Raw genomic sequence first — 26026 nt, 5'->3', positions numbered from 1 at the left:
CGCAATGCCGGTGCCTTTACTCATCACTAAAAATATCCGGAGTTTTTATGCCTGTCGCACTCCTGGCACTGGCGCTCAGCGCGTTTGCCATCGGTACCACTGAATTCGTCATCATGGGGCTGCTCCCCAACGTGGCGGGGGATCTGAATGTCAGTATTCCTTCTGCAGGCTGGTTAATCAGCGGATACGCGCTGGGTGTGGCAATCGGGGCACCGATCATGGCCGTGCTGACGGCAAAACTGCCGCGCAAGAACACCCTGCTGCTGCTGATGAGCATCTTTATTATTGGCAACGTGATGTGCGCGCTGTCGTACAGCTACGATTTCCTGATGCTGGCGCGCATAATCACCGCGCTGTGTCATGGTGCCTTCTTCGGGATTGGCGCGGTGGTAGCGGCAAGTCTGGTGGCGCCTAACCGTCGTGCTTCAGCGGTTGCGCTGATGTTCACCGGCCTGACACTGGCTAACGTGCTGGGCGTTCCGCTCGGTACTGCGCTCGGACAGGCTTTCGGCTGGCGTTCAACCTTCTGGGTGGTGGCGGTGATTGGCGTGGCCTCGCTGTTCGCGCTCTATAAAAAGCTGCCGGATAAGAAAGAAGAAGAGCCGACTGATCTGCGTAAGGAAATCCGTGCGCTGGGTAGCCTGGGATTATGGCTGTCGCTGTCGATCACTATTTTCTTTGCTGCCGCGATGTTCGCGCTGTTCACGTATATCGCGCCTATCCTGACGCAAATTACCGGCGTGTCTGAGCACGGTGTCAGCTGGACGCTGCTGCTGATCGGCCTCGGTCTGACCATCGGTAACGTGCTGGGCGGGCGTCTGGCGGACTGGCGTCTGGGTATCTCGCTGACCCTGACTTTCCTGATGATCGCCATATTCTCCGTGCTGTTCAGCTACACCAGCGTTCATCTGGTGGCGGCGGAAATCACGCTGTTTATCTGGGCGATGGTGAACTTTGCCGCGGTGCCAGCCTTGCAGGTTAACGTGGTGACCTACGGCAAAAATGCGCCAAACCTGGTGTCGACCCTGAACATTGCGGCGTTTAACGTGGGCAATGCGCTGGGTGCCTGGGTGGGCGGCGCGGTGATTGAACGCGGAATGGGACTGAGCACTGTGCCGCTGGCGGCGGGCGCACTCGGCGCTATCGGCTTCGTGCTGTGTGTGATCACTTTCCGCCGTGCGGCGAAGAAAGCGGAAAAAGCGGCCGCGTAATCCAGCCGCTGAAAAGATTAAAGGCCATGCGGAGTTTCTCCGGCGTGGCTTTTTTTTTCTGTTCAGCGCATCAGCGCGGCCTCGAGATGCCCGGCAAAGCGTTGCGCCTGCTGATGGCAGTGTTCGGTAAATGTGGTGACCAGCGCCGAAGCGGGGCGGTGCAATGGCCGGATCAGGCTGACGGTAAAGGGTACGGCGACGCTGAATTCCCGCAGGACGAGTCCGTTGTCACAATAATCCAATGCGGTCAGCGGGTTGACGATCGACACACCCGCGCCTTCGCGCACCATACTGCACACCGACGCCGCACTGTGGGTTTCCATCACCAGCCGCCGCGTAACCTGTTGTTCCATAAATAACGTATCCAGCAGTTGCCGGTAACTGTCGGTCGCCGACAGGCTGATATAATTCAGTCCGCTGAAATCTTGTGGTGTGAGTCGCGATTTCTCAGCCAAAGGATGTCCGGCAGGCAGCACGCACACTTCGTTCAGTGTCAGCAGCGTCTGTCGCTCGGTTCCGGCTGGGGTCTGGGTGTTTTCCGTCAACCCCAAATCATGGCGCTGCGCCGACAGCCATTCTTCCAGCAGCGGCGATTCCTGCGGCACAATATTGAAACTGACGTCAGGGTAGCGGTCGAGAAACGGCTTACACACCGCAGGCAGCAACGACTGGCTGAATACCGGCAGGCAGGCGATGGACAGTTGCGCCTGCTCGAACTGACGGATGCCTTCCGCCGCGCTGATAATTCTGTCCAGCCCGTAGTACGAGCGCTGTACTTCCTCAAACAGCCGCAGACCCTGAACGGTAGGATATAAACGTCCGCGCAGACGCTCGAATAACTGCAGATTCAGCAACTTTTCGCAGCGCGCCAGTTCACGGCTGACTGTCGGCTGCGAGGTATTGAGCAACGCAGCGGCTTCAGTCAGATTGCCGGTGGTCATGACCGCATGAAAAATTTCGATATGGCGCAGGGAAATAGCTGGCATGGTTTCATCCGCTAAGCGATGACAATAGCCCATATCATAAATGAATAGACTTGCCTGAAATAGATATTTTATCGCTGGTCTGCCACGCGGCATACTGAGGGAAATATGACGGACTTCAACTGACGGAAAATCTTATGCCACGCGCTCTGAACGATATGTCTACCGCGCTTAATGCCGCGAATTTACTGGCTCTGCCGCAACAATTTGGCTGCCCTGTGTGGGCGTATGACGCTGACATTATCAAACAGCGCATCGCGCAGTTGCGCCAGTTTGACGTGATCCGTTTTGCGCAGAAAGCCTGTTCTAATATTCATATCCTGCGTCTGATGCGCGAGCAGGGCGTGAAGGTCGATTCCGTTTCTCTGGGTGAAATTGAGCGTGCGCTGGTGGCCGGTTTTATTCCGGGCGGCACAGACAGTGAGATTGTGTTTACTGCTGACGTACTGGATCAACCGACGCTGGAGCGCGTGACAGCGCTGGATATTCCGGTGAACGCCGGTTCCATCGACATGCTCAGTCAGATTGGCCAGCACAAAGCCGGACATCCGGTGTGGCTGCGCGTGAACCCGGGCTTTGGTCACGGGCACAGCCAGAAAACCAATACTGGCGGGGAAAACAGTAAACACGGGATCTGGTATGCCGATTTACCGCAGGCGCTGACAGAGATTGCCCGTTACGACCTGAAACTGGTGGGCATTCATATGCATATCGGTTCCGGCGTGGATTATGGTCACCTTGAGCAGGTTTGCGATGCGATGGTGCGTCAGGTGATTGAAACCGGACACGATATTGAAGCGATCTCCGCCGGAGGCGGCCTGTCGATCCCCTATCATTTTGAAGAAGAATCCATTGATACCGGCCACTATTTTGGTCTGTGGAATCGTGCGCGCGAGCAGATTGCCGCGCATCTCGGGCATGAGATTAAACTGGAGATCGAACCGGGGCGTTTCCTGGTGGCGGAATCCGGCGTGCTGGTGGCGCAAATCCGTGCGGTGAAAAACATGGGCAGCCGTCATTTCGTGTTGTGCGACGCAGGCTTTAATGACCTGATGCGTCCGGCGATGTACGGCAGCTATCACCATATTTCACTGTTACCGGCCGATGGCCGCGATGTCAGCGGACAACCGCTGACGGATTCCGTGATCGCCGGTCCGCTGTGTGAATCCGGCGACGTGTTTACCCAGCAGGCAGGCGGCGGAGTGGAAACCTTCCCGCTGCCGCCGGTACACATCGGCGATTATCTGGTGTTCCACGATACAGGTGCCTATGGCGCATCCATGTCATCGAACTACAACACCCGCCCGCTGCTGCCGGAAGTATTGTTTGAGAATGGCGTGCCAAGACTGATTCGTCGCAGGCAGACGGTGGAAGAGTTAATTGCTCTGGAGCTCTAGTCTCTGCGTCTGAGCCGGTGAGGTGGCTTGCTTTGCTCCTCCCCCTGCGAAGGGGGAGGCGGGGAGGGGGTTTTAAATACAAAGCAATGAGTTAAAGCACACTTTGAATTTTGTTTTTGACCTTAATACCCCACCCCAACCCTCCCCTTCGCAGGGGAGAAAGTTTACTTATCAAACATCTCTTTTCTCAGTAACACGATCTCTTCTGCCAGATCACGGCACAGCATGGCGGTCATCAGATGATCCTGCGAGTGCACCATGATCAGATTCACCGGAATTTTCCCCACGCCTTCATCCAGGCCAATCAGTTGCGTCTGTACTTTGTGCGCAACACGCGCCGCGTCGTCCGAGGCTTTCAGCATCGCATCAGCCTGTTCCCATTCTTTTTTACGTGCATGCTGAATCGCCATCATGGCGTTAGATCGTGCTTCTCCGGCGTTGATCAATAACTCCATCACCGTTTGTTCCAGATCGAATTCCATCGAAAACTCCAAATTGGTATACCAGAAGGGGGTGAAATCATCATATTGGAATTCCAATATTCACATGTGAGAACGCTGTCACAGAAATTAATTCGTATTCCGCTATTTTTTGGCATGCCACATTACGAAATTATTCCCGAAATATGGCCGACAGGATGATTTACAGAACCGGAATCTGACCCTGCTTCGTACGACACCTTTATTCCTCATTCAATATAAAAGGTGAAGACGAAATCAACACCTGTGAAGTATAGAAAAAAGAAAATGAGGTGCTGTCATGTCACTGAAAGACCGCTTTATCGATTCTCTGGGGGGATTCGCCAACACCTTTAATAGCTTCCGATACATCATGGCTATTAAGGCGTCTTTTATCACGTTAATGCCCGTTATTATTGTGGGGGCATTCTCAGTTTTAATTTCAAATATGGTGATGGATCCGAAAAACGGATTAGCGCATTTTGAAATGTTCTCCTGGCTGGCCACCCTCAAACCGATCATGAGCAGTATTAACTACGCCACGCTCAGTTTTCTGACCATCGGTGCGGTGTTTTTAATTGGTATCGAACTCGGGAAAATTAACGGCTCACGTTCGTTATTTCCCGGCCTGCTGGCAGTGATTTGTTTTATTGCCGTGACGCCAACCACCGTCGATATGATGGTTAACGGCCAGATGCAGGAAGTGAAAGATGTGCTGGCAAAACAATTCTCCGATACTAAAAGTCTGTTCCTCGGCATGTTTATTGCCATTCTGTCGGTGGAGATTTATTCCCGTCTGGAACGGGTTAACGGCCTGCGTATAAAGATGCCTGAGAGCGTGCCGCCCAATGTGTCGGCGTCATTCTCGGCGTTAATTCCCGCCATCATTACCGTGGTGCTCGTCGCTACCTTCGGCTTTGTATTCCACCGCGTCACCGGCATGTATCTGTACGATGCGGTGTATCAGGTGATTCAGCGTCCGCTGGAATCGGTGATGCAAAGTCTGCCGGGCATTCTGCTGCTGATGTTTGTCGCGCAGCTGTTCTGGGTGATTGGTATTCATGGCAACCAGATGATTAAACCGATCCGCGAACCGCTGTTGCTCGGCGCCATCATGGTTAACATGACCGCGTTTGAGCAGGGTCATGAGGTGCCAAACATCATCACCATGCCGTTCTGGGATGTATATATGAGCATCGGAGGCTCGGGTTGTACCATCGGTTTGTTGCTGGCGGTGATGATCGCTACCCGCCGCAAAGAGATGCGCGAAATCGCCAAACTGTCCCTCGGGCCAAGTTTCTTCAACATCAATGAACCGGTGATTTTCGGTATGCCGATTATGCTCAACCCGATCCTGGCCATCCCGTTCATCATCACGCCGCTGATCACTGGCACCATCGGCTATTTTGCCACCAGCCTCGGATTCGCCGGACGCGCGGTGGTGATGGTGCCGTGGACCACACCGCCGATTATCAACGCCTGGCTGTCAACGGCCGGATCGATGGGCGCGGTATTCACCCAGATTGGCTGCATTGTGGTGGCGGTACTGATTTATCTGCCGTTTGTGAAAGTCGCGGCGCGTCGTGCCGATCAGGCTCAGCTTGAAGCCATGCAGCAGAGCCAGAAACAGGCTGCCACGGCGTAAATTATTCGGAAAATGAGGGATGTTATGAGTAAGGTTTCAATCGCCATTCCTGACGGATTTATTCTCGGTGCCGCCGCCTCTGCGTGGCAGACCGAAGGCTGGAGCGGCAAAAAAGACGGGCAGGATTCGTATCTGGATCTCTGGTACAAAAATAACCGCCATGTCTGGCACAACGGTTACGGCCCGGCGAAAGCCACCGATTTCATCAACCGCTACAAAGAAGACGTGGCGCTGATGAAAGCCAGCGGGCTGAGCCATTACCGCACGTCAGTTAACTGGTCGCGCTTTTTCACCGACTATGAGTTGGGTACGGTCGATGAAGAATACGCGGCATATATCGACGATCTGCTCGATGAGATGAAACGTAACGGCATCGAACCGATGCTGTGTCTTGAACACTACGAATTACCGGCGTTTCTGATCGAAAAATACGATGGCTGGAGCTCGAAAAAAGTCGTCGATCTGTTTGTGTTGTATGCAGAAAAAGTCTTCGAACGGTATGCCGGAAAAGTCCGCCGCTGGTTTACCTTCAACGAACCGGTGGTGGTGCAAACCCGCGTGTATCTGGATGCGATACGCTGGCCGTTCGAGCAAAATACCGCGAAATGGATGCAGTGGAATCACCACAAAGTGCTGGCAACCGCCAAAGTGGTCGAACTGTTCCATCGCAAAAAATATCACGCCGCAGGTACCGTCGGGGTGATTTTAAATCCGGAAGTGACGTACGCCCGTTCATCGGCGGCGCATGACCAAAAGGCGGCGCATTTATACGATTTATTCTATAACCGCGTATTTTTAGACCCGATGATCAACGGGGAATATCCACAGGAATTACTGGAGCTACTGGAAAAGCACGGCGTACATTTCGATTATACAGAAGCGGAACTGGCGGTTATCCGTAATAACACCGTGGATGAAGTGGGTATTAATCTTTATTACCCGCACCGGGTGAAAGCACCGTCCCGCGAATGGAATAAAGACACACCATTCCATCCGGCGTATTACTACGAACATTTCGAATTGCCCGGACGCCGGATGAATAAATCGCGTGGCTGGGAAATCTATCCGAAAATTATTTATGACATGGCGATGCGCATTAAAGCGGAATACGGAAATATTTCGTGGTTTGTGGCTGAAAACGGCATGGGTATCGAAAATGAAGGCCAGTTTCGCGATGCCGTCAGCGGGGAAATTCAGGACAACTATCGTATTGAATTTATTGCCGAGCATCTTTACTGGACATTAAAAGCGCGGGAAGACGGCGCCAATTGTCAGGGATATATGCTCTGGGCCTTTACCGATAATGTCTCGCCAATGAACGCCTTTAAAAATCGTTACGGGCTGATCGAAATTGATCTTGATAACAATCGTGATCGCCGTCAGAAGAAATCCTCTCACTGGTTTAAATCACTCAGTGAAAGTGGTGTGTTGTCTTTAACGCTCGATGACCAGGAAAAATAACCTAAGGAAACACTATGAAACGAATCGTTTTAGCTTGTTCGGCAGGGATGTCCACGTCACTGGTGGTCACCAAAATGGAAAAAGAAGTTACTGCGCGGGGGCTGGAATATCAGATCTACGCGATCCCTGAAAACAATCTGCGTGACGAGCTTGAAGCCTATGGCCGCGATATTGTCGCCGTGCTGCTCGGGCCGCAGGTGCGTTTTAAACTGGCGGAGAATAAAAAGCTGACCGATGAACACGGCATTCCGATTGCGGTGATCGACATGGTGGCTTACGGCACGTTAAACGGTGCAAAAGTGCTGGATCAGGCATTATCTCTGATACAGTAACATCCGGTCTTTTTTGTTTTTTGCATCAGGGTGATTGTGTGGAAAAAGGTGTGGTTTCGCAGGACAGAAAGCAGTATCAGGAAATCGGGCATGACCTGCGTGAGCAAATCAAGCAAGGGCATTTCGCCGTGGGATCCCGCCTGCCGCCCGAACGCAATATGGCGGAAAACTACGGCGTCAGCCGGACGATTGTGCGCGAAGCCTTACTGATGCTGGAACTGGAGGGCACGGTGGATATCCGTCAGGGTTCCGGCGTGTACGTGATCCGCATTCCTTCTCAGGAAGAAGGCGAAGACGAACTGTTGTATCAGGGGCAGATTGGCCCCTTTGAAATCTTACAGGCGCGGCAGTTGCTCGAAAGTAATATTGCCGCGTTTGCCGCCAAAATGGCCACCAAAGCGGATATCGAAAATCTGCGCCGCACGCTGGAGCAGGAACAAATTGCCATCGTGGCTAACGACGAAAGCGGTGATAACGACCGGCTGTTCCACCTGCTGATTGCCGGTGCGACACAAAACCAGATGCTGCTCGATTCGGTGAAAAATATCTGGATGCACCGGGATTCCAGCCCGCTGTGGAAACAGTTACACAGCCATATAGCTACCCGCGGTTACCGCCTGAAATGGCTGGCTGATCATCAGAATATTTTGGCCGCACTGCGCCGCCGCGACGTCATGGGCTCGTATCAGGCGATGTGGCAGCACATGGAAAATGTGAAAAATACGCTGATGGAATTGTCGGATGTGGATGCGCCGGAGTTTGACGGCTATCTGTTTGAATCTGTGCCGATTTTTCAGGGAAAGATGGTCTGAAAGCGATGAAGATTATTAATCTGAGTGAACGGCCTGAATTTCAGGACGCGGTCACAGACTGGCTTTGGCAGGCATTTGGCAGCGAAAACAGCCGGGAGTTTTTTGCCAGCGTGGTGCGAAGCAGCCTGTCCGGCGCGGACTTGCCGCAAACGTTTATCGCACTCGAAGACGACAGGCTGGCAGGAACCGTGGGCCTGTGGCGCTGTGATTTGATCAGCCGTCAGGATCTTACCCCGTGGCTGGCGGCGTTATACGTGGATGAAAATTTCCGTTCGTGCGGGCTGGGGCAGCAGTTACAGGAATTTGTACTGGAACAGAGCCGCCGCAGCGGCTTTTGTGAGTTGTATTTGTATGCCGAATTCACCGGCTATTACGAACGTTTTGGCTGGAAATATATCGGCGATGCGCTGGATTATCCGGATAAGCCGGTGCATCTTTTCCATCAACATCTTTAGCTGTTTGCCGGGCCGCTCACCGAGTGACGACGTACCAGCGTCGGGCTGAACATATGGGTTGTTTCCGGTAACGGCTGACCGTTTGCCAGCGCTAACGCCAGTTGCGCTGCCTGATTCGCCATTGCCACCACCGGATAACGTACGGTGGTCAGACGCGGGCGCAGATAGCGTGAAATCAGCACATCATCAAAGCCAATCAGCGAAATTTCGCCCGGCACATCAATACTGTTATCGCTTAATACCGATAATGCACCGGCAGCCATCGGGTCGTTGTAGCAGGTCACTGCCGTAAACCCTTTGCCCAATCCCAGTAAATCCGCCATGGCTTTCTCACCACCGATTTCATCCGGTTCCGCGTAGGCAATCAGCTTGTCATCCACCGGAATGTTGTGTTCGGTGAGGGCGTCGATATAGCCCTGAAGCCGGTCACTGGCATCGGAAATGCCGTGGTTGGAACATAAAATCGCGATGCGCTGATGGCCGGCCTGAATGAGGTGGCGCGTCGCCAGCCAGGAACCGTAGCGGTCATCGAGTGCAATACAGCGCTGTTCAAAACCCGGCAACGTGCGGTTAATCAGCACCATCCCGGGGATTTGCTGCATCAGGCTGGTCAGCTCATCTTCCGGCAGCATTTTGGCGTGAACCACTAACGCCGCACAGCGGTGGCGGATCAACTGCTCAATGGCCTGACGCTCTTTTTCAACGTTGTGATAACCGTTACCAATCAGCAGAAAATTGCCGGTGGCGTAGGCCACCTGTTCGACCGCTTTGACCATCGCGCCAAAAAACGGATCAGAAACGTCGGCCACGATCAGCCCCAGCGTTTCGGTTGCCTGTTGGGCGAGGGCACGGGCGTTGGCATTCGGATGATATTGCAGATGCTGCATGGCGTTCTGTACGGCTTCCCGCGAGCTGTCGCTGGCTTTCGGGGAATGGTTTATCACGCGTGAAACGGTCGCAACCGATACGCCTGCCAGTTTTGCTACATCCTTAATCGTTGCCATAACACTTCCGTTTTCCGTGAGGGTAATCGTTTACACTGACCAGTTTTGCGGAAAAGACCGGTGGCTGCAAGGATGCTGATCGCAACTTTTTGATGTAAGCGCGATGTAACGGGAAAAGATCGTGGTGATTAACCGAAATCCCAGTGCGATAGGGTGGAAATGCGTTTTATTAAGATTATTTGTTCTTTGAAGTGTCAGCGCAGTGAATGGTATTTTTAAAGTCATTTATCTGCGCTGAGAAAAATAGAAATTATGTCGATAAAACGCTATCCGCAACTGGCCCACTGGGGCGCATATACCGCTGTGGTGGAAGATGGCCGCTTGATCCGTTGTGAACCTTATAAGGCGGATGCCGATCCTTCACCTCTGCTCGATTCCATTGCGCCGCTGGTCTATTCCGACAAACGTATCCGCAAACCGGCCGTGCGCCGCTCGTGGTTGAAACATCGCGAAAACAGCGATCGTTCGCTGCGGGGCCGCGAAGATTTTGTCGAAGTGGACTGGGATCTGGCGCTGGATCTGGTGGCCGAAGAGAATAAACGCGTGCGTGATCGCTACGGCGCTTCCGGCATTTTCAACGGCTCTTACGGCTGGTCATCGGCCGGACGTCTGCATCACGCCCGTTCTCTGGTGCGTCGTTTTTATTTCACCGGTGGCGGCGGGGTGGATCAGCAGGGCAACTATAGCTGGGGCTCGGCGCAATTTTTCCTGCCGTACGTTATCGGCACGTTTACCCCGCTGACCGGACGCGTGACCTCGTGGCCAAGTGTGGTCGAACACGCTGACATTCTGGTCGCATTTGGCGGTCTGGCGCTGAAAAATGCGCAAGTGGCGTCCGGCGGCGCGGTGGAACATACCCTGAAACCGGCGCTGGAACAGTTGGCGAAAAAAGGCACCCGCGTCATTAACATCAGCCCGATGCGCGACGACTGTCCGGAATTCGTGAATGCAGAGTGGATCCCGATCCGCCCGAACACCGATGCGGCGCTGATGATGGCCGTCGCGTTTGAGATTCAGCGCAAAGAAGCGCAGGACGAGGCGTTTCTGACCAGCCATTGCGTCGGTTATCCGCAGCTTGCCGCCTATCTGCGCGGCGACACTGACGGCATCCCGAAAACCCCTGACTGGGCAAGCCACATTACCGGCGTGCCGGCTGAGCGTATTGCGCGTCTGGCGGATGATCTGATCGGTGTACGCAGCTTTATCACCTGTTCTTATTCTGTACAGCGTGCTCACCGTGGCGAGCAGCCTTACTGGATGATGATCGCCATTTCCGCCATGCTCGGGCAGGTCGGTTTGCCGGGCGGCGGATTCTCCTTCGGTCACGGCTCGATGAACAGCGTGGGTAATCCGCGTTATGACACGCCGGGGCCTGCCGTCAGTGCCGGGCCGAATCCTTCTGGTTTGTCGATCCCCGTGGCGCGTATCAGTGACATGCTGCTCAATCCCGGCCAGCCGTATGAATTCCAGGGCGAAACGCTGAATTATCCGGATATTCACCTGGTGCACTGGGCGGGCGGTAATCCGTTCCATCATCATCAGCAGCTTAACCGTCTGGTCGAAGGCTGGCAGAAGCCGGACACCGTGATTGTGCAGGATAACGTCTGGACGCCAGCGGCGCAGATGGCGGATATCGTGCTGCCTGCGACAACATCGCTGGAACGTAATGATATCGGCGGATCGTCACGCGACCGCTTCGTGCTGGCGATGCATCAGGCTGTTGCGCCACAACATCAGGCGCGTAACGATTTTGATATTTTCGCTGACATTGCTGACCGTCTCGGTTACCGCGAGCAGTTCACGCAGGGGCGTAATGAAGATCAATGGTTGCGCCATATTTACCGTCAGTGCGGCGAAGCGCAGAAAGGCACCGGCGTGGAATGGCCTGACTTTGAAACCTTCTGGGAGCGCGGTTTTGTTGAACTGCCGGTGCCGGAAAAAGATTACGTGTTCTTTGAGGAATTCCGTAAAAGCCCGCGTGCTAATCCGCTGGGGACCCACAGCGGCAAAATCGAACTGTTCTCCGAAACCATCGCGGGTTACGGTTATGACGATTTCGCGCCGCACCCGGAGTGGCAGCCGCCGGTAGAATGGCTGGGCGCGGAAAGTGCCAAACAGTGGCCGCTGCACCTGATTTCCATTCAGCCAAAAGATCGTCTGCACAGCCAGCTTGATCAGTCGCCGCTGGCGCAGTCGAACAAAACCGCCGGTAAGGAAACGTTGTTTATGCATCCGGAAGATGCTCTCAGCCGTCAGCTCAAGGAGGGAGACCGGGTGAAAGTGCACAATGCGCGTGGCAGTTGTCTGGCGGGGGTGTCACTCAGTGACGGAATTACGCGTGGCGTGGTGCTGATGTCGACCGGCGCCTGGTTTGATCCTGGCTTTGGTGGCCGATGGCAGGAAACCGAGCAAGCGGGGAACCCGAATGTACTTACGCTGGATATCGGCACGTCGCGTCTGACGCAGGGGCCAAATGCCATGAGTTGCCTGGTCGAAGTGGGACCTGTTTAAGGTAGTTTTTAAATAGTTAGCCCGATTTAGGATAAATCGGGCCTATTTTCACCACTCGTTACACTTTGCGGAATTATGTTTCGATTGCCTGCTGGCTGTGGTTCGTACAAAACAGCTAAATTGAACGTCCCAGAGGTATTGATTGGTGAATCATCAACGTGCTCTGCATGTTGATACCGATTAAATTTGCACCAACCTACGCGGATGCGTAGGTTTTTTTTTGCCTCAACTCCGGCACACCGATCAGTTCCCTCCTAAACTCTCTCTGACTGTCGTCATTTTTCAGCGGCTTATAGTATGCTGTTTCCCCAACCTTTTTCTTCAAGATCAGGGATGACACATAAGGAGATGGCAAACATGTATAACTTTCTTTTCGCCGCGTTCAGATGGCTCTTCCGCCTGATGTTCCGGGTCACCGTGACCCCGGCGAGAAACGATTTTAATTACCCGCGTTTAATCCTCACGCCGAACCATGTCTCGTTTATTGACGGCATGTTGCTGGTGCTTTTCCTGCCGGTCAAACCGGTATTTGCAGTGTATTCCAACATCACGGACAGCTGGTTTATGCGCTGGCTGAAACCCTATGTGGACTTCATGCCGCTGGATCCCACCAAACCGATGGCGATCAAGCATTTGATCCGCGAGGTGGAGAAAGGGCGTCCGGTGGTTGTGTTTCCGGAAGGGCGCATTACGGTTACCGGTTCATTAATGAAGATTTACGACGGCGCGGCCTTTGTGGCGGCGAAGTCACAGGCGACCGTCATTCCGGTGCGCATAGACGGGCCGGAATATACGCCGTTTGGCCGGTTGTTCGGCAGCTTTAAAATCCGCTGGTTCCCGAAGGTCACCATCAATCTTTTGCCGCCGACTACCATTCCGATGCCGGATGCGCCGCGTTCCCGTGACCGCCGCATTCTCGCCGGTGAGCAACTGCATAAAATTATGATGCAGGCGCGTATGGATACCCGCGAACCGGAAACGCTGTATCAGGCGTTGTTGTCCGCACAAACCCGTTATGGCCGTCACAAACCCTGTATCGCTGATATCGCGTTCAAAGAAGATACCTATCAGGGACTGCTGAAAAAATGCCTGGGCGTGAGCCGCATTTTGCAACGTTTTACCCGCGAAGGTGAGCATGTCGGGATGCTGTTGCCAAATGCCACGATCATGGCGGCGGCGCTGTTTGGCGCGTCAATGCGCAACCGTATTCCGGCGTTGCTTAACTACACTGCGGGTGCCAAAGGGCTGCAAAGCGCGATGAAAGCGGCGCAGATCAAAACCATTATTACCTCCCGCCAGTTCCTTGAAAAAGGCAAACTGACGCACCTGCCGGAGAACGTGCCAGAGGCGAACTGGGTCTATTTGGAAGATTTGAAAGACACGGTGACCACGCAGGACAAGCTGTGGATCCTGTTCCATCTGATCTTCCCGCGTCGTGCGATGCTGCCGCAAAAAGCCGATGATGCAGCACTGGTGCTGTTTACTTCGGGTTCTGAAGGCAATCCGAAAGGCGTGGTGCATTCACACGCCAGCCTGCTGGCTAACGTCGAGCAAATCCGTACCGTGGCGGACTTTACGCCACGTGACCGCTTTATGTCGTCGCTGCCGCTGTTCCACGCCTTTGGCCTGACCGTCGGATTGTTAACGCCGCTGATTACCGGCGCTCGCGTGTTCCTGTATCCGAGTCCGCTGCATTACCGCATCGTGCCCGAACTGGTCTACGACCAGAACTGTACCGTGCTGTTTGGTACTTCAACGTTCCTGGGCAATTACGCCCGCTTTGCCCATCCGTATGATTTTGCCCGCTTGCGGTATGTGGTGGCCGGTGCGGAAAAACTGGCTGAAAGCACCAAGGAAATCTGGCAGAACAAATTTGGTATCCGCATTCTCGAAGGCTACGGTGTGACCGAATGTGCGCCGGTGGGGGCGATCAACGTACCGATGGCGACCAAAGTGAATACCGTCGGCAAAATTCTGCCGGGGATGGAGTCTCGTCTGATTACCGTGCCGGGCATTGAGGAGGGCGGTCGTCTGCAACTGCGCGGGCCGAACATCATGAAAGGCTATCTGCGCGTCGAAAATCCGGGTGTGCTGGAAACTCCGCAGGCTGAGAATGCCGCAGGTGAAATGCAGGCGGGCTGGTATGACACCGGTGATATCGTCACGCTGGATGAAAAAGGTTTCTGTGCCATCCGTGGTCGCGTGAAGCGTTTTGCCAAACTGGCGGGAGAAATGGTCTCGCTGGAAAGTGTCGAGCAACTGGCGATCAAGGCTTCACCCGATAAACAGCATGCGGCGACATCGCGCAGTGATGCCAGCAAAGGCGAGGCACTGGTGCTGTTTACCACCGATCCTGAATTACGTCGTGATGCGTTAAGTAAAGCTGCCCGTGAACTGGGGTTGCCGGAACTGGCCGTGCCGCGTGAAATTCGCGTCGTTAAAGCGTTACCGTTGCTCGGCAGCGGTAAACCCGATTTTGTCACCCTGCGCGAGATGGCAGAGAACCCGGAGAGTGAAGCATGAGTCAGCCTTTAAAGGCAGCTGCAGGGCCGTTGATGTCAAAGAGTATGACGGCGGTGATCGTGGCGCAGTTCCTGTCGGCTTTCGGTGACAACGCGCTGTTGTTTGCCGCGCTGGCGCTGATCAAACAACAGCTTTATCCCGACTGGAGCCAGCCCGTTTTACAAATGGCGTTTGTGGCGACGTACATCATTCTCGCGCCGTTTGTCGGGCAGTTTGCCGACAGTTTTTCCAAAGGCCGCGTGATGATGGTCGCTAACCTGCTGAAACTGGCGGGCGCGGCGGTGATTTGCGCGGGCATGAATCCGTTCCTCGGTTATACGCTGGTCGGCATTGGCGCTGCGGCTTATTCACCGGCGAAATACGGCATTCTGGGCGAGATCGCCAGTGGTGAACAACTGGTGAAAGCCAATGGCCTGATGGAAGCCTCTACTATTGCCGCGATCCTGCTGGGTTCTGTGGCCGGTGGCGCACTGGCTGACTGGAGCATTCTGGCGGCGCTCGGTATCTGTGTGCTGGCGTATGGCGCGGCAGTGGCGGCAAACTGGTTTATTCCGAAGCTGAACCCGGCGCGTCCGGGGCAGTCATGGAATCCGGCAAAAATGAGCCGGACATTTTTCTCTGCCTGCAAAACCTTGTGGCAGGATGGCGAAACCCGCTTCTCGCTGGTCGGTACCAGCTTGTTCTGGGGCGCGGGCGTGACGCTGCGTTTCCTGCTGGTGCTGTGGGTTCCCGTGGCGCTGGGCATCACCGATAACAAAACCCCGACCTTGCTGAATGCGATGGTGGCGATCGGGATTGTGTTTGGTGCGGGAGCGGCGGCGAAGTTAATCCGTCTGGAAACCGTGAAACGCTGCCTGCCAGCAGGTGTCGCCATCGGTATCGCCGTGGTGGTCTTTGCGCTGCAAACCAGCATGCTGAGTTCTTACATTGTGCTGGTGGTGGTGGGGATTTTAGGCGGCTTCTTTGTGGTCCCGCTGAATGCCCTGTTGCAGCATCGCGGTAAGATTTCTGTCGGTGCCGGTAACGCGATTGCCGTACAGAATCTGGGTGAAAACACCGCCATGCTGCTGATGCTCGGCTTGTATTCGCTGGTGGTGATGGCCGGTGCGCCGGTGGTGGCGATTGGCATCGGGTTCGGTGTGGTGTTCGCGCTGGCGATTGCCGGGTTGTGGATCTGGAAAAACATGCAGAAACGCCGTATGGCGTAATGTTGTTTTCGCACAAAAGAAAAGGGCGCTCAGCGCCCTTTTTTGTTGCCTGCAATCAGGATTTACGGCGCAGGAATGGTGAAGCGTTTGTGGATGTTTTCCAGATCAGCGAGGATTTCCTCATCGAGTGTCAGATCCTGACTGTCGATGTTGATCTTCAGTTGTTCCATTGTGGTGGCGCCTAGCAGCGTGCTGGCCACGAACGGTTGCTGACGCACAAAGGCCAGCGCCATCTGAGAAGGATCCAGATTACGTTTCTTCGCCAGCGCGACATATTCAGCAATCGCCGCTTCAGCCTGCGGTGATGAGTAACGGGTGAAACGACTGAACAACGTATTACGCGCCCCGGCCGGTTTCGCACCGTTAAGGTATTTACCGCTCAGCGTGCCAAACGCCAGGCTGGAATAGGCCAGCAGTTCAACCCCTTCGTGCTGACTGATCTCCGACAAACCGATTTCAAAGCTGCGGTTCAGCAGGCTGTATGGGTTTTGAATCGAAACGATACGCGGCAAATCATGTTTCTCCGCCAGTTGCAGGTAACGCATCACGCCCCACGGGGTTTCGTTAGAAACGCCGATATAGCGGATTTTACCGGCACGAACCTGTTCATTCAGTGCTTCCAGCGTTTCCAGCAAGGTAACCGGGGACTGCTCTTCGGTGTACTGATAACTCAGTTTGCCAAAGAAGTTGGTCTGACGCTGCGGCCAGTGCAACTGGTAAAGATCCAGATAATCCGTATTCAGACGTTGCAGACTGGCATCCAGCGCCGCGCGGATATTTTTGCGATCCAGCATCTGAGCCGGACGAATGGCGTTGTCATTGCCGCGGGAAGGCCCGGAGACTTTGCTCGCCAGAACAATTTTCTCACGGTTGCCACGGGCTTTCAGCCAGCTGCCGATATAGCTTTCCGTCAGCCCCTGGGTTTCAGGACGCGGCGGAACGGGATACATCTCTGCGGTATCAATCAGGTTGATGCCCGCCGCAACGGCGTAATCGAGTTGCTGGTGGGCGTCGGCTTCGCTGTTTTGTTCACCAAAAGTCATGGTGCCAAGTCCCAGTAAGCTCACTTCTAAAGAACTGTGGGGTATACGGTGATATTGCATTGCCGGTCTTCCTTTATATCTGAGAATGTCAGCCTGTTAGAAAAAGCGCCTTAACTGACTATATACAAGGCTGGCAGATGGGGGAAGTGGCAGTGTGTGCGGGAGGAACGACGCGGTCGGTGGATAAAATAACAAAGAGCCAGTCCTGATAACTGGCTCTGCGACGGGTTAAGAAGCGTAATGCTTAACGCTTCATCACCTGGCTGACGTTGTCATTATTGATCTGGCGGTCGTTGCCTTGTTCGTCTGTGTAACTCAGCAGTCCGGTAGATTTATCCAGCTTAGGTTTACCATCAGTCAGGATCATATTGCCGTCTTTGGTTGAGATCACATAATCGCTGGCACAGCCCGCGAGGCTCAACACCACAAGCGCAGCACCGGCCGCCATTAAAGTTTTCTTCATCATCGTTAACGTTCCTTTTTGTTGTACCGAAGATATTCACATTTAGCGTAGCAAACTATCCCGCAGGCAGCGGGAAATGATATCGGTTAAAGCTGAAAATGGCGGGCCAGAAGCGCCGCCGTAAAACGCTTTTTCAAATAGAAGCCGCGCGGCAGCGTCAAAATGGGTTGCCCTGACTCCCCGATCGCTTCCGTCAGCGCTTTGCTGTTGGCAGCTTTGGGCCGAATTTGCAGGTATTCCCCATGTCGGGCTGTGATGCTTTCGACTTTACCCAGAACAATCAAATCCATCAGTTCTTCCCAGTCCTGACGCAGTTGCTCATCTTCTTCCTCAGAGGGTTGCCATAATAAAGGCGCCCCGATGTGGCGCTCAGCCAGGGGGATCTGGCGCTCACCTTCGACCGGTATCCACAAAACCCGCGCCAGTTTATGGCGCACATGGCTGTTTTCCCACGTCACGCCGCTGTTACCGGTTAACGGGGCAACGCAGACAAATGTGGTTTCCAGCGGCCTGCCACGGGAATCAATTGGGATCGTTTTCAGCTCAATGCCAATATCAGCGAAATCCTGCTCCGGTTTACTTCCTGCGATGGCGCCGAGATACACCTCAAGCAGCATACCGACCCAGCCTTTCTCCCGTTTAAGGTTCTCAGGAATGGGCAGGCCAGCGTGAGCGGCCAGTTCACCCAGCGTATGACCCGCCAGCGATTGTGCGCGGTGCAACAGTTGCTGTTCGTTGTGCGGAGGCTGGGTGGCAGGTAAAGGAATAGACATAAAAAAACAATGCTCACTCAATAGATTAAATTTCGTACTGCTTTTGTCATGCACAGTGAATAAAAACTTATTCCTGTGGAGCAATGAAATAATAGCATGATTTGTCTTAGTTTTTTTTCAGGTTTCTGACTTCTTTTGCGCCTTAACGATTAGGTTGATCACCTGTTGAAGGCGACAATGAACAGGATCTTCCACCTACTTATCCACAGATTTCTTGGATAACCCTGCCTGAATTCGATCACTGGTTCGATTTACAGGCTTGACGGGAGGGGTTTTATCCAATTTTTGGGGCAATGACGTCAACTTTTAGACGATCGCTGTGGATAAAAACAACATTGGTGGATCTTTCGCCAGATCACTTGAAGGTGTGAGATAACTCTCATTTTTAACCGTGGGATAACTCTGTTTAATGCAGGTAATAAATTGTTTTAAAAGGTTTTTACGGGAGCATGTTTTCCCGGCAAAAATAAGTTAAGAAGAGTTTTACCCTGCTTACTCTGAAGTTCTTCACATACCTATCCACAGAAAAAGTGAATAAAATCGCAGGTGATTTTTAAAATCTGTTTATAACTTGGCGTATAACTGTGAGTTATCCCATTTTTATTCATGCTGATCGGTATTAACCAGTGGTTTACCGCCTGTTGGTAGTATGAAACAATCAGTACATCTATGAGTTTAGCTATTGGGGTAGTCCGGTGATCGATGATGATGGCTACCGCCCGAATGTTGGTATTGTAATCTGTGACAAGCAGGGTCAGGTGTTGTGGGCCAGACGATACGGCCAGCACTCCTGGCAGTTTCCACAAGGGGGCATAAACCCTGGTGAAACCGCTGAGCAGGCCATGTACCGCGAGCTGTTTGAGGAAGTGGGGCTTGGCCGTAAAGATGTCCGTATTCTGGCTTCAACCCGTAACTGGTTACGTTATAAATTGCCAAAACGTTTGGTGCGTTGGGACACAAAGCCGGTTTGTATCGGCCAAAAGCAAAAATGGTTCTTGCTGCAACTGATGTGTAACGATGCTGATATCAATATGCAGCGCAGCAGTACGCCTGAATTTGATGGCTGGCGTTGGGTGAGTTTCTGGTATCCGGTTCGTCAGGTGGTGTCATTTAAGCGCGATGTTTACCGGCGTGTAATGAAAGAGTTTTCCACCACGATTATGCCGATGCAGGAAGTCTCCCTTCCCAGGACATCGCCCGCCTATCGTCGTAAAAGAGGCTAAGTCACGAAGAGATGCTCACGCGTTTGCGAGAAATTGTTGAAAAGGTAGCAATGGCGTCCAGCCTCAATGATGCGCTGGATGTACTGGTCAACGAAACCTGCCTGGCGATGGACACGGAAGTCTGTTCCGTCTATCTCGCTGACAATGACCGCCGTTGTTATTACCTGATGGCGACGCGAGGTTTGAAAAAACCTCGCGGGCGGACTATTACGCTGGCGTTTGATCAGGGGATTGTGGGTCTGGTAGGGCGTCTGGCTGAGCCCATTAACCTTGCCGATGCGCAGAGCCATCCCAGTTTTAAATATATCCCCGCCGTAAAAGAAGATCTTTTCCGATCCTTCCTGGGTGTGCCGATCATTCACCGTCGTCAGCTGCTGGGTGTGCTGGTTATTCAGCAACGCGAACACCGGCAGTTCGACGAAAGTGAAGAGTCGTTTATGGTCACGCTCGCCACTCAGCTGGCGGCGATCCTTTCTCAGGCACAGCTTAATGTGCTTTACGGGCGCTTTCGCCAGACGCGCGTTCGTGCGCTTGCCGCATCGCCGGGTGTGGCCATCGGTATCGGCTGGCAGGACAGCTCGCAACCTTCGCTCGATCACGTTTATATGGCGTCTACGCTGGATACCGTACGTGAACGCGAACGTCTGACCCGGGCCCTGGAAGACGCCGGTGCTGAGTTCCGCCGTTTCAGTAAACGTTTCGCGGCGAGTGCGCAGAAAGAAAGCGCGGCGATTTTTGACCTCTACTCTCACCTTCTTAATGATGCACGCCTCAAGCGTGAACTGTTCGCTCAAATAGATCAGGGCGCCGTCGCGGAGTGGGCAGTTAAAAAGGTCGTGGAAGAGTTTGCGGCGCAGTTTGCCAGCTTGCAGGATACCTATCTGCGTGAGCGTGGCAGCGATTTACGTGCGCTGGGCCAGCGGCTGGTTTTCCATCTTGATGATACGATTCAGGGCAACACACAGTGGCCGGAACGTTTTATTCTGGTTGCCGACGAACTGACCGCTACTTTGCTGGCCGAAATGCCGCAGGACCGGCTGGCAGGTGTGGTAGTTCGTGATGGTGCAGCTAACTCACATGCGGCGATTTTGGTCCGTGCGATGGGCGTGCCGACCGTCATGGGCGCCGATATTCAGCCTGCACTGCTCAGTCAGCGACAACTGATTGTCGATGGTTATCGCGGTGAGCTGCTGATTGATCCGGAAGCCGTACTGGTCACGGAATACACGCGGCTGATCAGCGAAGAAATGGAGCTGAGTCAGAAGGCTGAAGATGATGTTGAGCAACCTGCAGCGCTGAAAAGTGGTGAGCGGGTGAAAGTGATGCTCAACGCCGGTCTGAGTGCTGACCATGAAAAATTGTTCGGCAGCCGCGTTGACGGCGTCGGGCTGTATCGCACCGAAATTCCTTTCATGTTGCAAAGCGGCTTCCCTTCTGAAGAAGAGCAGGTCGCGCAATATCAGGGCATGTTGCAGTTGTTTCCGCAAAAGCCGGTGACATTGCGAACGCTGGATATCGGCTCTGATAAACAGCTGCCTTATATGCCGATCAGCGAGGAAAACCCTTGTCTGGGCTGGCGCGGTATTCGTATTACTCTTGATCAGCCTGAAATTTTCCTGATTCAGGTTCGCGCGATGCTGCGTGCCAATGCTGCGACCGGAAATCTCGGTATTCTGCTGCCGATGGTTACCAGCCTTGAAGAGATTGATGAGGCCCGTCGTTTAATCGATCGCGCCGGACGTGAAGTGGAAGAACAGTTGGGTTACGAGCTGCCACATACGCGTCTTGGCGTAATGATCGAAGTCCCATCAATGGTCTTTATGTTGCCTGCATTGGCCGGAAGAGTGGAATTTATTTCCGTCGGTACCAACGATCTGACGCAATATCTGCTCGCTGTTGATCGCAACAATACCCGCGTTGCCGGGCTGTATGACAGCCTGCATCCGGCGATGCTGCGGGTGCTCAAACAAATTGTCACCACCGCTGAGGTTGCCGGGCTGGATGTCAGCTTATGCGGCGAGATGGCGGGTGATCCGATGGGCGCGTTACTGCTTACCGGCATGGGCTTTCGTAATCTCAGTATGAACGGGCGCAGTGTTGCCCGTGTAAAATACCTGCTTCGCCGTATCGAACTTCATGATGCCGAAGAGCTTGCCGGTCGGGTGCTGCAGGCGCATTTTACGACGGACGTTCGTCATATGACCGCTGCTTTTATGGAAAGACGCGGGTTGGGCGGCCTGATCCGTGGTGGTAAATAAGCACCTGAGTTGATGCTTTGTGCCGTATTACTCCCATCCTGCTCGCTTTCCGGCACAGGATGAGATGATTTTTTACAGAACTTTTCCAGCGGCTTAGCCCCGGAAAACCTTCCGGCTATGCTACTATTCGCTCCCTGCTGGCCCCTGAACGGGCAATAATCATAAACAATTTGTGGTGATAGATGAGCAACAGCTATCTGGCGTTTCCCCAGTTTGATCCGGTGATTTTCTCAATCGGACCGGTATCTCTCCACTGGTACGGACTGATGTACTTAGTTGGTTTTGTCTTCGCGATGTGGCTGGCAGTACGCCGTGCCAATAAGCCAGGCAGCGGCTGGACAAAAGATGAAGTTGAAAACTTGCTGTATGCTGGTTTCCTGGGGGTATTCCTCGGTGGTCGTATCGGTTACGTTTTCTTCTACAATCTGCCTTTATTCCTCGATAACCCGCTTTATCTTTTCAAGGTCTGGGATGGCGGCATGTCTTTCCACGGCGGCCTGATTGGCGTAATCGTGGTCATGCTGATTTTCGCCCATCGAACCAAACGCAACTTCTTCCAGGTTTCCGACTTTATCGCTCCGCTGATCCCGTTTGGACTTGGCGCAGGTCGTTTGGGTAACTTCATTAATGGTGAACTCTGGGGCCGTGTGACCACAGATGTGCCATGGGCAATGCTGTTCCCGGGATCCCGTCAGGAAGATATCGCCATTGCGGCGGCTGACCCTAAATGGCAGCCTTTGTTGAACCAGTACGGCGTATTGCCGCGCCATCCTTCCCAGCTGTATGAACTGCTGCTTGAAGGCATCGTGCTATTCATCATTCTGAACATATTCATCCGTAAATCACGCCCGATGGGCGCGGTGTCAGGCTTGTTCCTGATCGGATATGGCTTATTCCGTATTATCGTTGAACACTACCGTCAGCCGGATGCACAGCTCGGTCTGTTCGACGGGATCATCAGCATGGGGCAGGTTCTGTCCATTCCAATGGTTGTCATTGGCCTGATTGTGATGGTCTGGGCATATCGCCGTCCGCAGAAACAATTGTCGTGAGGTAACATGAAACAGTATCTGGATTTAATGCAGAAAGTGCTCGATGAGGGCACCCCTAAAGCCGACCGTACCGGTACAGGCACGCTGTCGATTTTCGGTCATCAGATGCGTTTCAACTTGCAGGAAGGTTTCCCGCTGGTCACCACCAAACGCTGTCACTTGCGCTCAATCATTCATGAACTCCTGTGGTTCCTGAAAGGTGAAACTAACATCGCCTATCTGCGTGAAAATAATGTCAGCATCTGGGATGAGTGGGCAGATGAGAATGGCGACCTCGGCCCGGTTTACGGCAAGCAATGGCGTGCCTGGGGCGCGGCTGACGGCAGGCAAATCGACCAACTGGCGAGCGTTGTTGAACAACTGAAAAAAGACCCTGATTCACGCCGCATTATTGTGTCGGCGTGGAATGTGGGTGAACTGGATCAGATGGCGCTGGCACCTTGCCACGCTTTCTTCCAGTTCTATGTGGCCGACGGGAAACTGTCTTGTCAGTTGTATCAGCGTTCATGCGACGTTTTCCTCGGACTGCCGTTTAACATCGCCAGCTACGCGCTGCTGGTGCATATGATGGCGCAGCAATGTGATCTGGAAGTCGGTGACTTTGTCTGGACCGGTGGTGATACGCATCTTTACAGCAACCATATGGAACAGACACATCTGCAACTGACGCGTGAGCCTCGTGCATTGCCAAAACTTGCCATTAAACGCAAACCTGCCTCCCTGTTTGATTACAACTTCGAAGATTTCGAGATTGAAGGGTACGATCCGCATCCCGCAATCAAAGCGCCGGTCGCGATCTGATTCCTTGTTTTTACCGCCTGACAGCACTGTCAGGCGGCCATTTCCCTTTTATCCGGCTTTCCCTCTGCTCCACTTTTTACGCCTTTTACTGACGATTCCAATCCCGATTTACATCCCGATACTATCCCTGCGAGACATCACGCAACTTATTTGTCGCGTGGATTTCGTTGCACCGATAGTTCTCATGACATCCTGGAAAAAATGACTCTCCCAGTGGCGGAAAAAATCTAAATGCCTATTTTGGCCGCATGAAAACATTTGAGCGGGTAGGGGAAGAGGGAATGTCGCTGATAGAAATGATGGTTGTTGTGACTTTGGTCGCCATGTGCACATTGTGGGGAATCCACACCTGGCGCGATTATCAGCAGGCATTAAAGCTTGAGCAATCTGCGCAGCAACTGCGTTTGTATTTGTACGGGGTGCAGGCCGAAGCCAATAATTACAATCGTTCTGCTGTCTTATGGGGCATTGCCGGTGCTAATGGATGTGTGGGTAGCGGAACCCGCCCTTCAGGTTGTCATAATGCCGTGGGTAAAATATTCGCCATCAATGAACCCGGTGTGGAGTTACTCGCTGTCAGTGAAAAAACCATGGGTTTTTACGGCCTGCGTAATGCCGCACTTGCCGGACATATCACACTAAAAAATTCAGCGGGTAGTTTGCGAATCGTACTTTCTGTCAGAGGACGGTTACGTACGTGTAGTGAAAATCAGCCTTTACTGAGTATCGGCTTATGCCAGTGAATTTAGCCCGTTGTCAGGGATTCACGCTGCCTGAAGTCATGATTGCGATGGGGATTGGCAGCATGCTGATGCTCAGTGCCGCGCAAATCTATCCGCTGATGCGCCAGAGAAGCCAGAATCTGGGCCGACATTATCAGCTCGAGCAACTGTTGCGCCAGACTACTTTTGCCATTGGCAAAGATATTCGTCGGGCCGGTTTCTGTAACGGAACCTGCGCGGGTAAATCTGTCATCATCGGCAACGCGGCGGGTGAAGCAACCAGCTCCTGCATCCTTGTTATCTATGACCTGAACCGCAACGGAACATGGGATAAGCCCGGGACGGCGGACTCTGAATACTTTGGTTACCGTTTGCGTCAGGGCGGTATTGAGATCCAGCGCGGGGCGGGTGATTGCAGCAGTGGAGGTTGGGAAAAACTCCTCGACCCTGCTGAAGTCAGCGTGACCCGGTTCGTGGTAACCGAGGTAGCAGCAAGTGGCTCCGGCCGCTTGTATTCTCTGCAACTTGAAGCCAGCTGGAGCAAAAATCCTTTCATCCACCGGCAGGTGACCGAGATGATTGCAGGCCACGTCTTATGACAGCAGAAAAAATGCGCGATTCGTCCAGACAGCGGGGGAGCGCCATGATCCTGAGTATTCTGGTGATGATGGGATTAGGGCTGATTGCCCTTAACTCGCTGCAACAGCAACTTTCCGCCGGGCTTGCGCTGACGTCAAATCAGCACCGCTATGTCATTGCCCGGGAAAATGCAGCCTCAGCATTAGCATGGGGTATCCGCCAGTCATGGAAAGACAGCAGCGAACCTCTCTGGCAGTGCCGGGATATGCCCGCAGGCCTCATTGTTTCAGGAAGTGGCAGGACGTGTACCCGGCCTTCATTGCGTCAGGATATCTTTCTGGTTCGTGGTGAGGGAAGAATGGCTGAAGGCAATGAGCCGGTTATGCAGTATCAGCAAGTCAGTATTAAAAAACAGACTGGTGGAAATCTGATTTTTTCACCGCTGACACAGGGATGGCTGGATTTTTGTCCTGAGGCTGATGAGCAGATCTGCAATGAATGAAAGCCACTCAGCACAGCAAGGTTTCAGCCTCACGGAAGCGCTGATCGCCATGTTGTTCTTGTCAGTTTCCATTCTGGGACTCCTGAATTATTACCAATCACTGAGCAATGGGTTTATGCGTCAGTGGCAGGTTCAGCAGGCGTGGTCAGAAGCACATTCCCAGCTTGAAGCATATTCAGTGGCAGGAAAGGGGACGGAGCCTTTAGCGAAAGATTGGGAATATCGATTTACAGGCATTTCAGATGCACAATCCTGCAAGCTGGTCACTGCGACAATTCAAACGCCGGCAAAATATCAGGCAATATTGCAGCGCTTAATATGCAATTTTGGCCCCTGAAGTTGTGCCTGTAAGCCGCATATTACCGGACAAAAATACTGTTAAGCCACTTGCAATGGCGGGCTAACAGCTTAGAGTAGTTTAACAGGGTTATTTTTCCCTATAGGGAGCAATTGGCTTTATGGTTAAAACGTGACGGAACATAGGAAGAAAATCCCGATTCGATTTTTTTCACAACTATCCTGTTTCTGCGGGGTCTTAGCAGGCTTAACCGCTCAAAACAGCTTGTTGAGGTTCATCTACCGGTGAGCTGTATATTTATTGCCCGTGTGG

24 protein-coding genes are annotated in these 26026 nt (G+C 53.2%); 18 read left to right on the top strand and 6 right to left on the bottom strand.

What is annotated here, in order from left to right; genetic code table 11:
- Nucleotides 1–47: 47 nt before the first annotated feature.
- The gene (locus EX31_RS13285; RefSeq protein WP_037035175.1) at nt 48–1211 is read left to right on the top strand and encodes an MFS transporter; all 1164 of its coding nucleotides are present in this window, start codon (nt 48–50) and stop codon (nt 1209–1211) included.
- Nucleotides 1212–1273: 62 nt separating this feature from the next.
- Here EX31_RS13285 and EX31_RS13280 read toward each other — a convergent pair whose 3' ends face one another.
- Nucleotides 1274–2197 carry a LysR family transcriptional regulator gene (locus EX31_RS13280; protein ID WP_013574147.1) on the bottom strand — a complete coding sequence of 308 codons (924 nt, stop codon included), beginning with the start codon at nt 2195–2197 and terminating at the stop codon, nt 1274–1276.
- 134 nt (nt 2198–2331) lie between these two features.
- Between EX31_RS13280 and lysA the strand changes: the two genes are divergently transcribed.
- A complete protein-coding gene (gene lysA, locus EX31_RS13275; RefSeq protein ID WP_037035173.1) occupies nt 2332–3591 on the top strand; it encodes a diaminopimelate decarboxylase in 1260 nt (419 codons plus the stop codon).
- Nucleotides 3592–3755: 164 nt separating this feature from the next.
- Here the strand turns inward: lysA and EX31_RS13270 are convergent, their stop codons facing one another.
- Nucleotides 3756–4073: a PTS lactose/cellobiose transporter subunit IIA gene (locus tag EX31_RS13270; protein WP_013574149.1), complete on the bottom strand. Its 318-nt coding sequence runs from the start codon at nt 4071–4073 to the stop codon at nt 3756–3758.
- Nucleotides 4074–4350: 277 nt separating this feature from the next.
- On the opposite strand from EX31_RS13270, the gene EX31_RS13265 reads away from it, so the two are divergent.
- Genes EX31_RS13265 through EX31_RS13245 form a run of 5 tightly spaced genes read left to right on the top strand, consistent with a single transcriptional unit; the run spans nt 4351 to nt 8754 of the window.
- Nucleotides 4351–5694 carry a PTS sugar transporter subunit IIC gene (locus EX31_RS13265; RefSeq protein ID WP_013574150.1) on the top strand — a complete coding sequence of 448 codons (1344 nt, stop codon included), beginning with the start codon at nt 4351–4353 and terminating at the stop codon, nt 5692–5694.
- Nucleotides 5695–5718: 24 nt separating this feature from the next.
- Nucleotides 5719–7155, top strand: a complete 1437-nt coding sequence (locus EX31_RS13260; RefSeq protein WP_037035171.1) for a glycoside hydrolase family 1 protein — start codon at nt 5719–5721, stop codon at nt 7153–7155.
- Nucleotides 7156–7169: 14 nt separating this feature from the next.
- Nucleotides 7170–7487 carry a PTS sugar transporter subunit IIB gene (locus EX31_RS13255; RefSeq protein ID WP_013574152.1) on the top strand — a complete coding sequence of 106 codons (318 nt, stop codon included), beginning with the start codon at nt 7170–7172 and terminating at the stop codon, nt 7485–7487.
- Nucleotides 7488–7525: 38 nt separating this feature from the next.
- The gene (locus tag EX31_RS13250) at nt 7526–8299 is read left to right on the top strand and encodes an FCD domain-containing protein (RefSeq protein ID WP_013574153.1); all 774 of its coding nucleotides are present in this window, start codon (nt 7526–7528) and stop codon (nt 8297–8299) included.
- Between the two features lie 5 nt (nt 8300–8304).
- Nucleotides 8305–8754, top strand: a complete 450-nt coding sequence (locus EX31_RS13245) for a GNAT family N-acetyltransferase (RefSeq protein WP_037035169.1) — start codon at nt 8305–8307, stop codon at nt 8752–8754.
- Here EX31_RS13245 and galR read toward each other — a convergent pair.
- Entirely contained in the window at nt 8751–9758 is a 1008-nt protein-coding gene (gene galR / locus EX31_RS13240) for an HTH-type transcriptional regulator GalR (RefSeq protein ID WP_013574155.1), read from the bottom strand. The genes EX31_RS13245 and galR overlap by 4 nt on opposite strands.
- Before the next feature lie 252 nt (nt 9759–10010).
- On the opposite strand from galR, the gene EX31_RS13235 reads away from it, so the two are divergent.
- The 3 genes from EX31_RS13235 to lplT all read left to right on the top strand — a co-directional run bounded on the left by EX31_RS13235 (nt 10011) and on the right by lplT (nt 16000).
- Nucleotides 10011–12269, top strand: coding sequence for a molybdopterin guanine dinucleotide-containing S/N-oxide reductase (locus EX31_RS13235; protein WP_037035166.1), 2259 nt, complete (start codon nt 10011–10013; stop codon nt 12267–12269).
- Nucleotides 12270–12626: 357 nt separating this feature from the next.
- Entirely contained in the window at nt 12627–14792 is a 2166-nt protein-coding gene (gene aas, locus EX31_RS13230) for a bifunctional acyl-ACP--phospholipid O-acyltransferase/long-chain-fatty-acid--ACP ligase (RefSeq protein ID WP_037035164.1), read from the top strand.
- Nucleotides 14789–16000, top strand: a complete 1212-nt coding sequence (gene lplT / locus EX31_RS13225) for a lysophospholipid transporter LplT (RefSeq protein ID WP_015689427.1) — start codon at nt 14789–14791, stop codon at nt 15998–16000. Before aas ends, lplT begins: the two co-directional genes overlap by 4 nt.
- Nucleotides 16001–16062: 62 nt before the next feature.
- Here the strand turns inward: lplT and EX31_RS13220 are convergent, their stop codons facing one another.
- The 3 genes from EX31_RS13220 to mutH all read right to left on the bottom strand — a co-directional run bounded on the left by EX31_RS13220 (nt 16063) and on the right by mutH (nt 18279).
- Nucleotides 16063–17103 carry an NADP(H)-dependent aldo-keto reductase gene (locus EX31_RS13220; RefSeq protein ID WP_013574159.1) on the bottom strand — a complete coding sequence of 347 codons (1041 nt, stop codon included), beginning with the start codon at nt 17101–17103 and terminating at the stop codon, nt 16063–16065.
- A 184-nt stretch (nt 17104–17287) separates the two neighbouring features.
- Nucleotides 17288–17506 carry a YgdI/YgdR family lipoprotein gene (locus EX31_RS13215; protein ID WP_015689428.1) on the bottom strand — a complete coding sequence of 73 codons (219 nt, stop codon included), beginning with the start codon at nt 17504–17506 and terminating at the stop codon, nt 17288–17290.
- Between the two features lie 86 nt (nt 17507–17592).
- Nucleotides 17593–18279, bottom strand: coding sequence for a DNA mismatch repair endonuclease MutH (mutH, locus tag EX31_RS13210; RefSeq protein WP_013574161.1), 687 nt, complete (start codon nt 18277–18279; stop codon nt 17593–17595).
- Between the two features lie 695 nt (nt 18280–18974).
- Between mutH and rppH the strand changes: the two genes are divergently transcribed.
- The 8 genes from rppH to EX31_RS13170 all read left to right on the top strand — a co-directional run bounded on the left by rppH (nt 18975) and on the right by EX31_RS13170 (nt 25753).
- Complete coding sequence (rppH, locus tag EX31_RS13205; RefSeq protein ID WP_013574162.1) at nt 18975–19502, top strand: RNA pyrophosphohydrolase; 528 nt, start codon at nt 18975–18977, stop codon at nt 19500–19502.
- 11 nt (nt 19503–19513) lie between these two features.
- Entirely contained in the window at nt 19514–21760 is a 2247-nt protein-coding gene (gene ptsP, locus EX31_RS13200) for a phosphoenolpyruvate--protein phosphotransferase (RefSeq protein ID WP_013574163.1), read from the top strand.
- 182 nt (nt 21761–21942) lie between these two features.
- Entirely contained in the window at nt 21943–22812 is an 870-nt protein-coding gene (gene lgt / locus EX31_RS13195; RefSeq protein ID WP_013574164.1) for a prolipoprotein diacylglyceryl transferase, read from the top strand.
- Nucleotides 22813–22818: 6 nt separating this feature from the next.
- Nucleotides 22819–23613, top strand: a complete 795-nt coding sequence (gene thyA / locus EX31_RS13190; protein WP_037035162.1) for a thymidylate synthase — start codon at nt 22819–22821, stop codon at nt 23611–23613.
- Nucleotides 23614–23894: 281 nt separating this feature from the next.
- Entirely contained in the window at nt 23895–24356 is a 462-nt protein-coding gene (locus EX31_RS13185; RefSeq protein WP_013574166.1) for a prepilin peptidase-dependent protein, read from the top strand.
- Nucleotides 24347–24934 carry a prepilin peptidase-dependent protein gene (locus EX31_RS13180; RefSeq protein WP_037035160.1) on the top strand — a complete coding sequence of 196 codons (588 nt, stop codon included), beginning with the start codon at nt 24347–24349 and terminating at the stop codon, nt 24932–24934. Before EX31_RS13185 ends, EX31_RS13180 begins: the two co-directional genes overlap by 10 nt.
- Nucleotides 24931–25416: a YgdB family protein gene (locus EX31_RS13175; protein ID WP_231576056.1), complete on the top strand. Its 486-nt coding sequence runs from the start codon at nt 24931–24933 to the stop codon at nt 25414–25416. Before EX31_RS13180 ends, EX31_RS13175 begins: the two co-directional genes overlap by 4 nt.
- Nucleotides 25409–25753 (top strand): prepilin-type N-terminal cleavage/methylation domain-containing protein, encoded by a 345-nt coding sequence (locus EX31_RS13170; RefSeq protein ID WP_037035158.1) that lies wholly within the window; start codon nt 25409–25411, stop codon nt 25751–25753. The genes EX31_RS13175 and EX31_RS13170 overlap by 8 nt, the downstream gene beginning before the upstream one ends.
- Nucleotides 25754–26026 lie beyond the last annotated feature (273 nt).

It is taken from the genome of Rahnella sp. WP5 (genome assembly GCF_000745615.1).
Taxonomy (GTDB): domain Bacteria; phylum Pseudomonadota; class Gammaproteobacteria; order Enterobacterales; family Enterobacteriaceae; genus Rahnella; species Rahnella aceris.
This window is presented reverse-complemented; position numbering and strand designations above follow the sequence as displayed.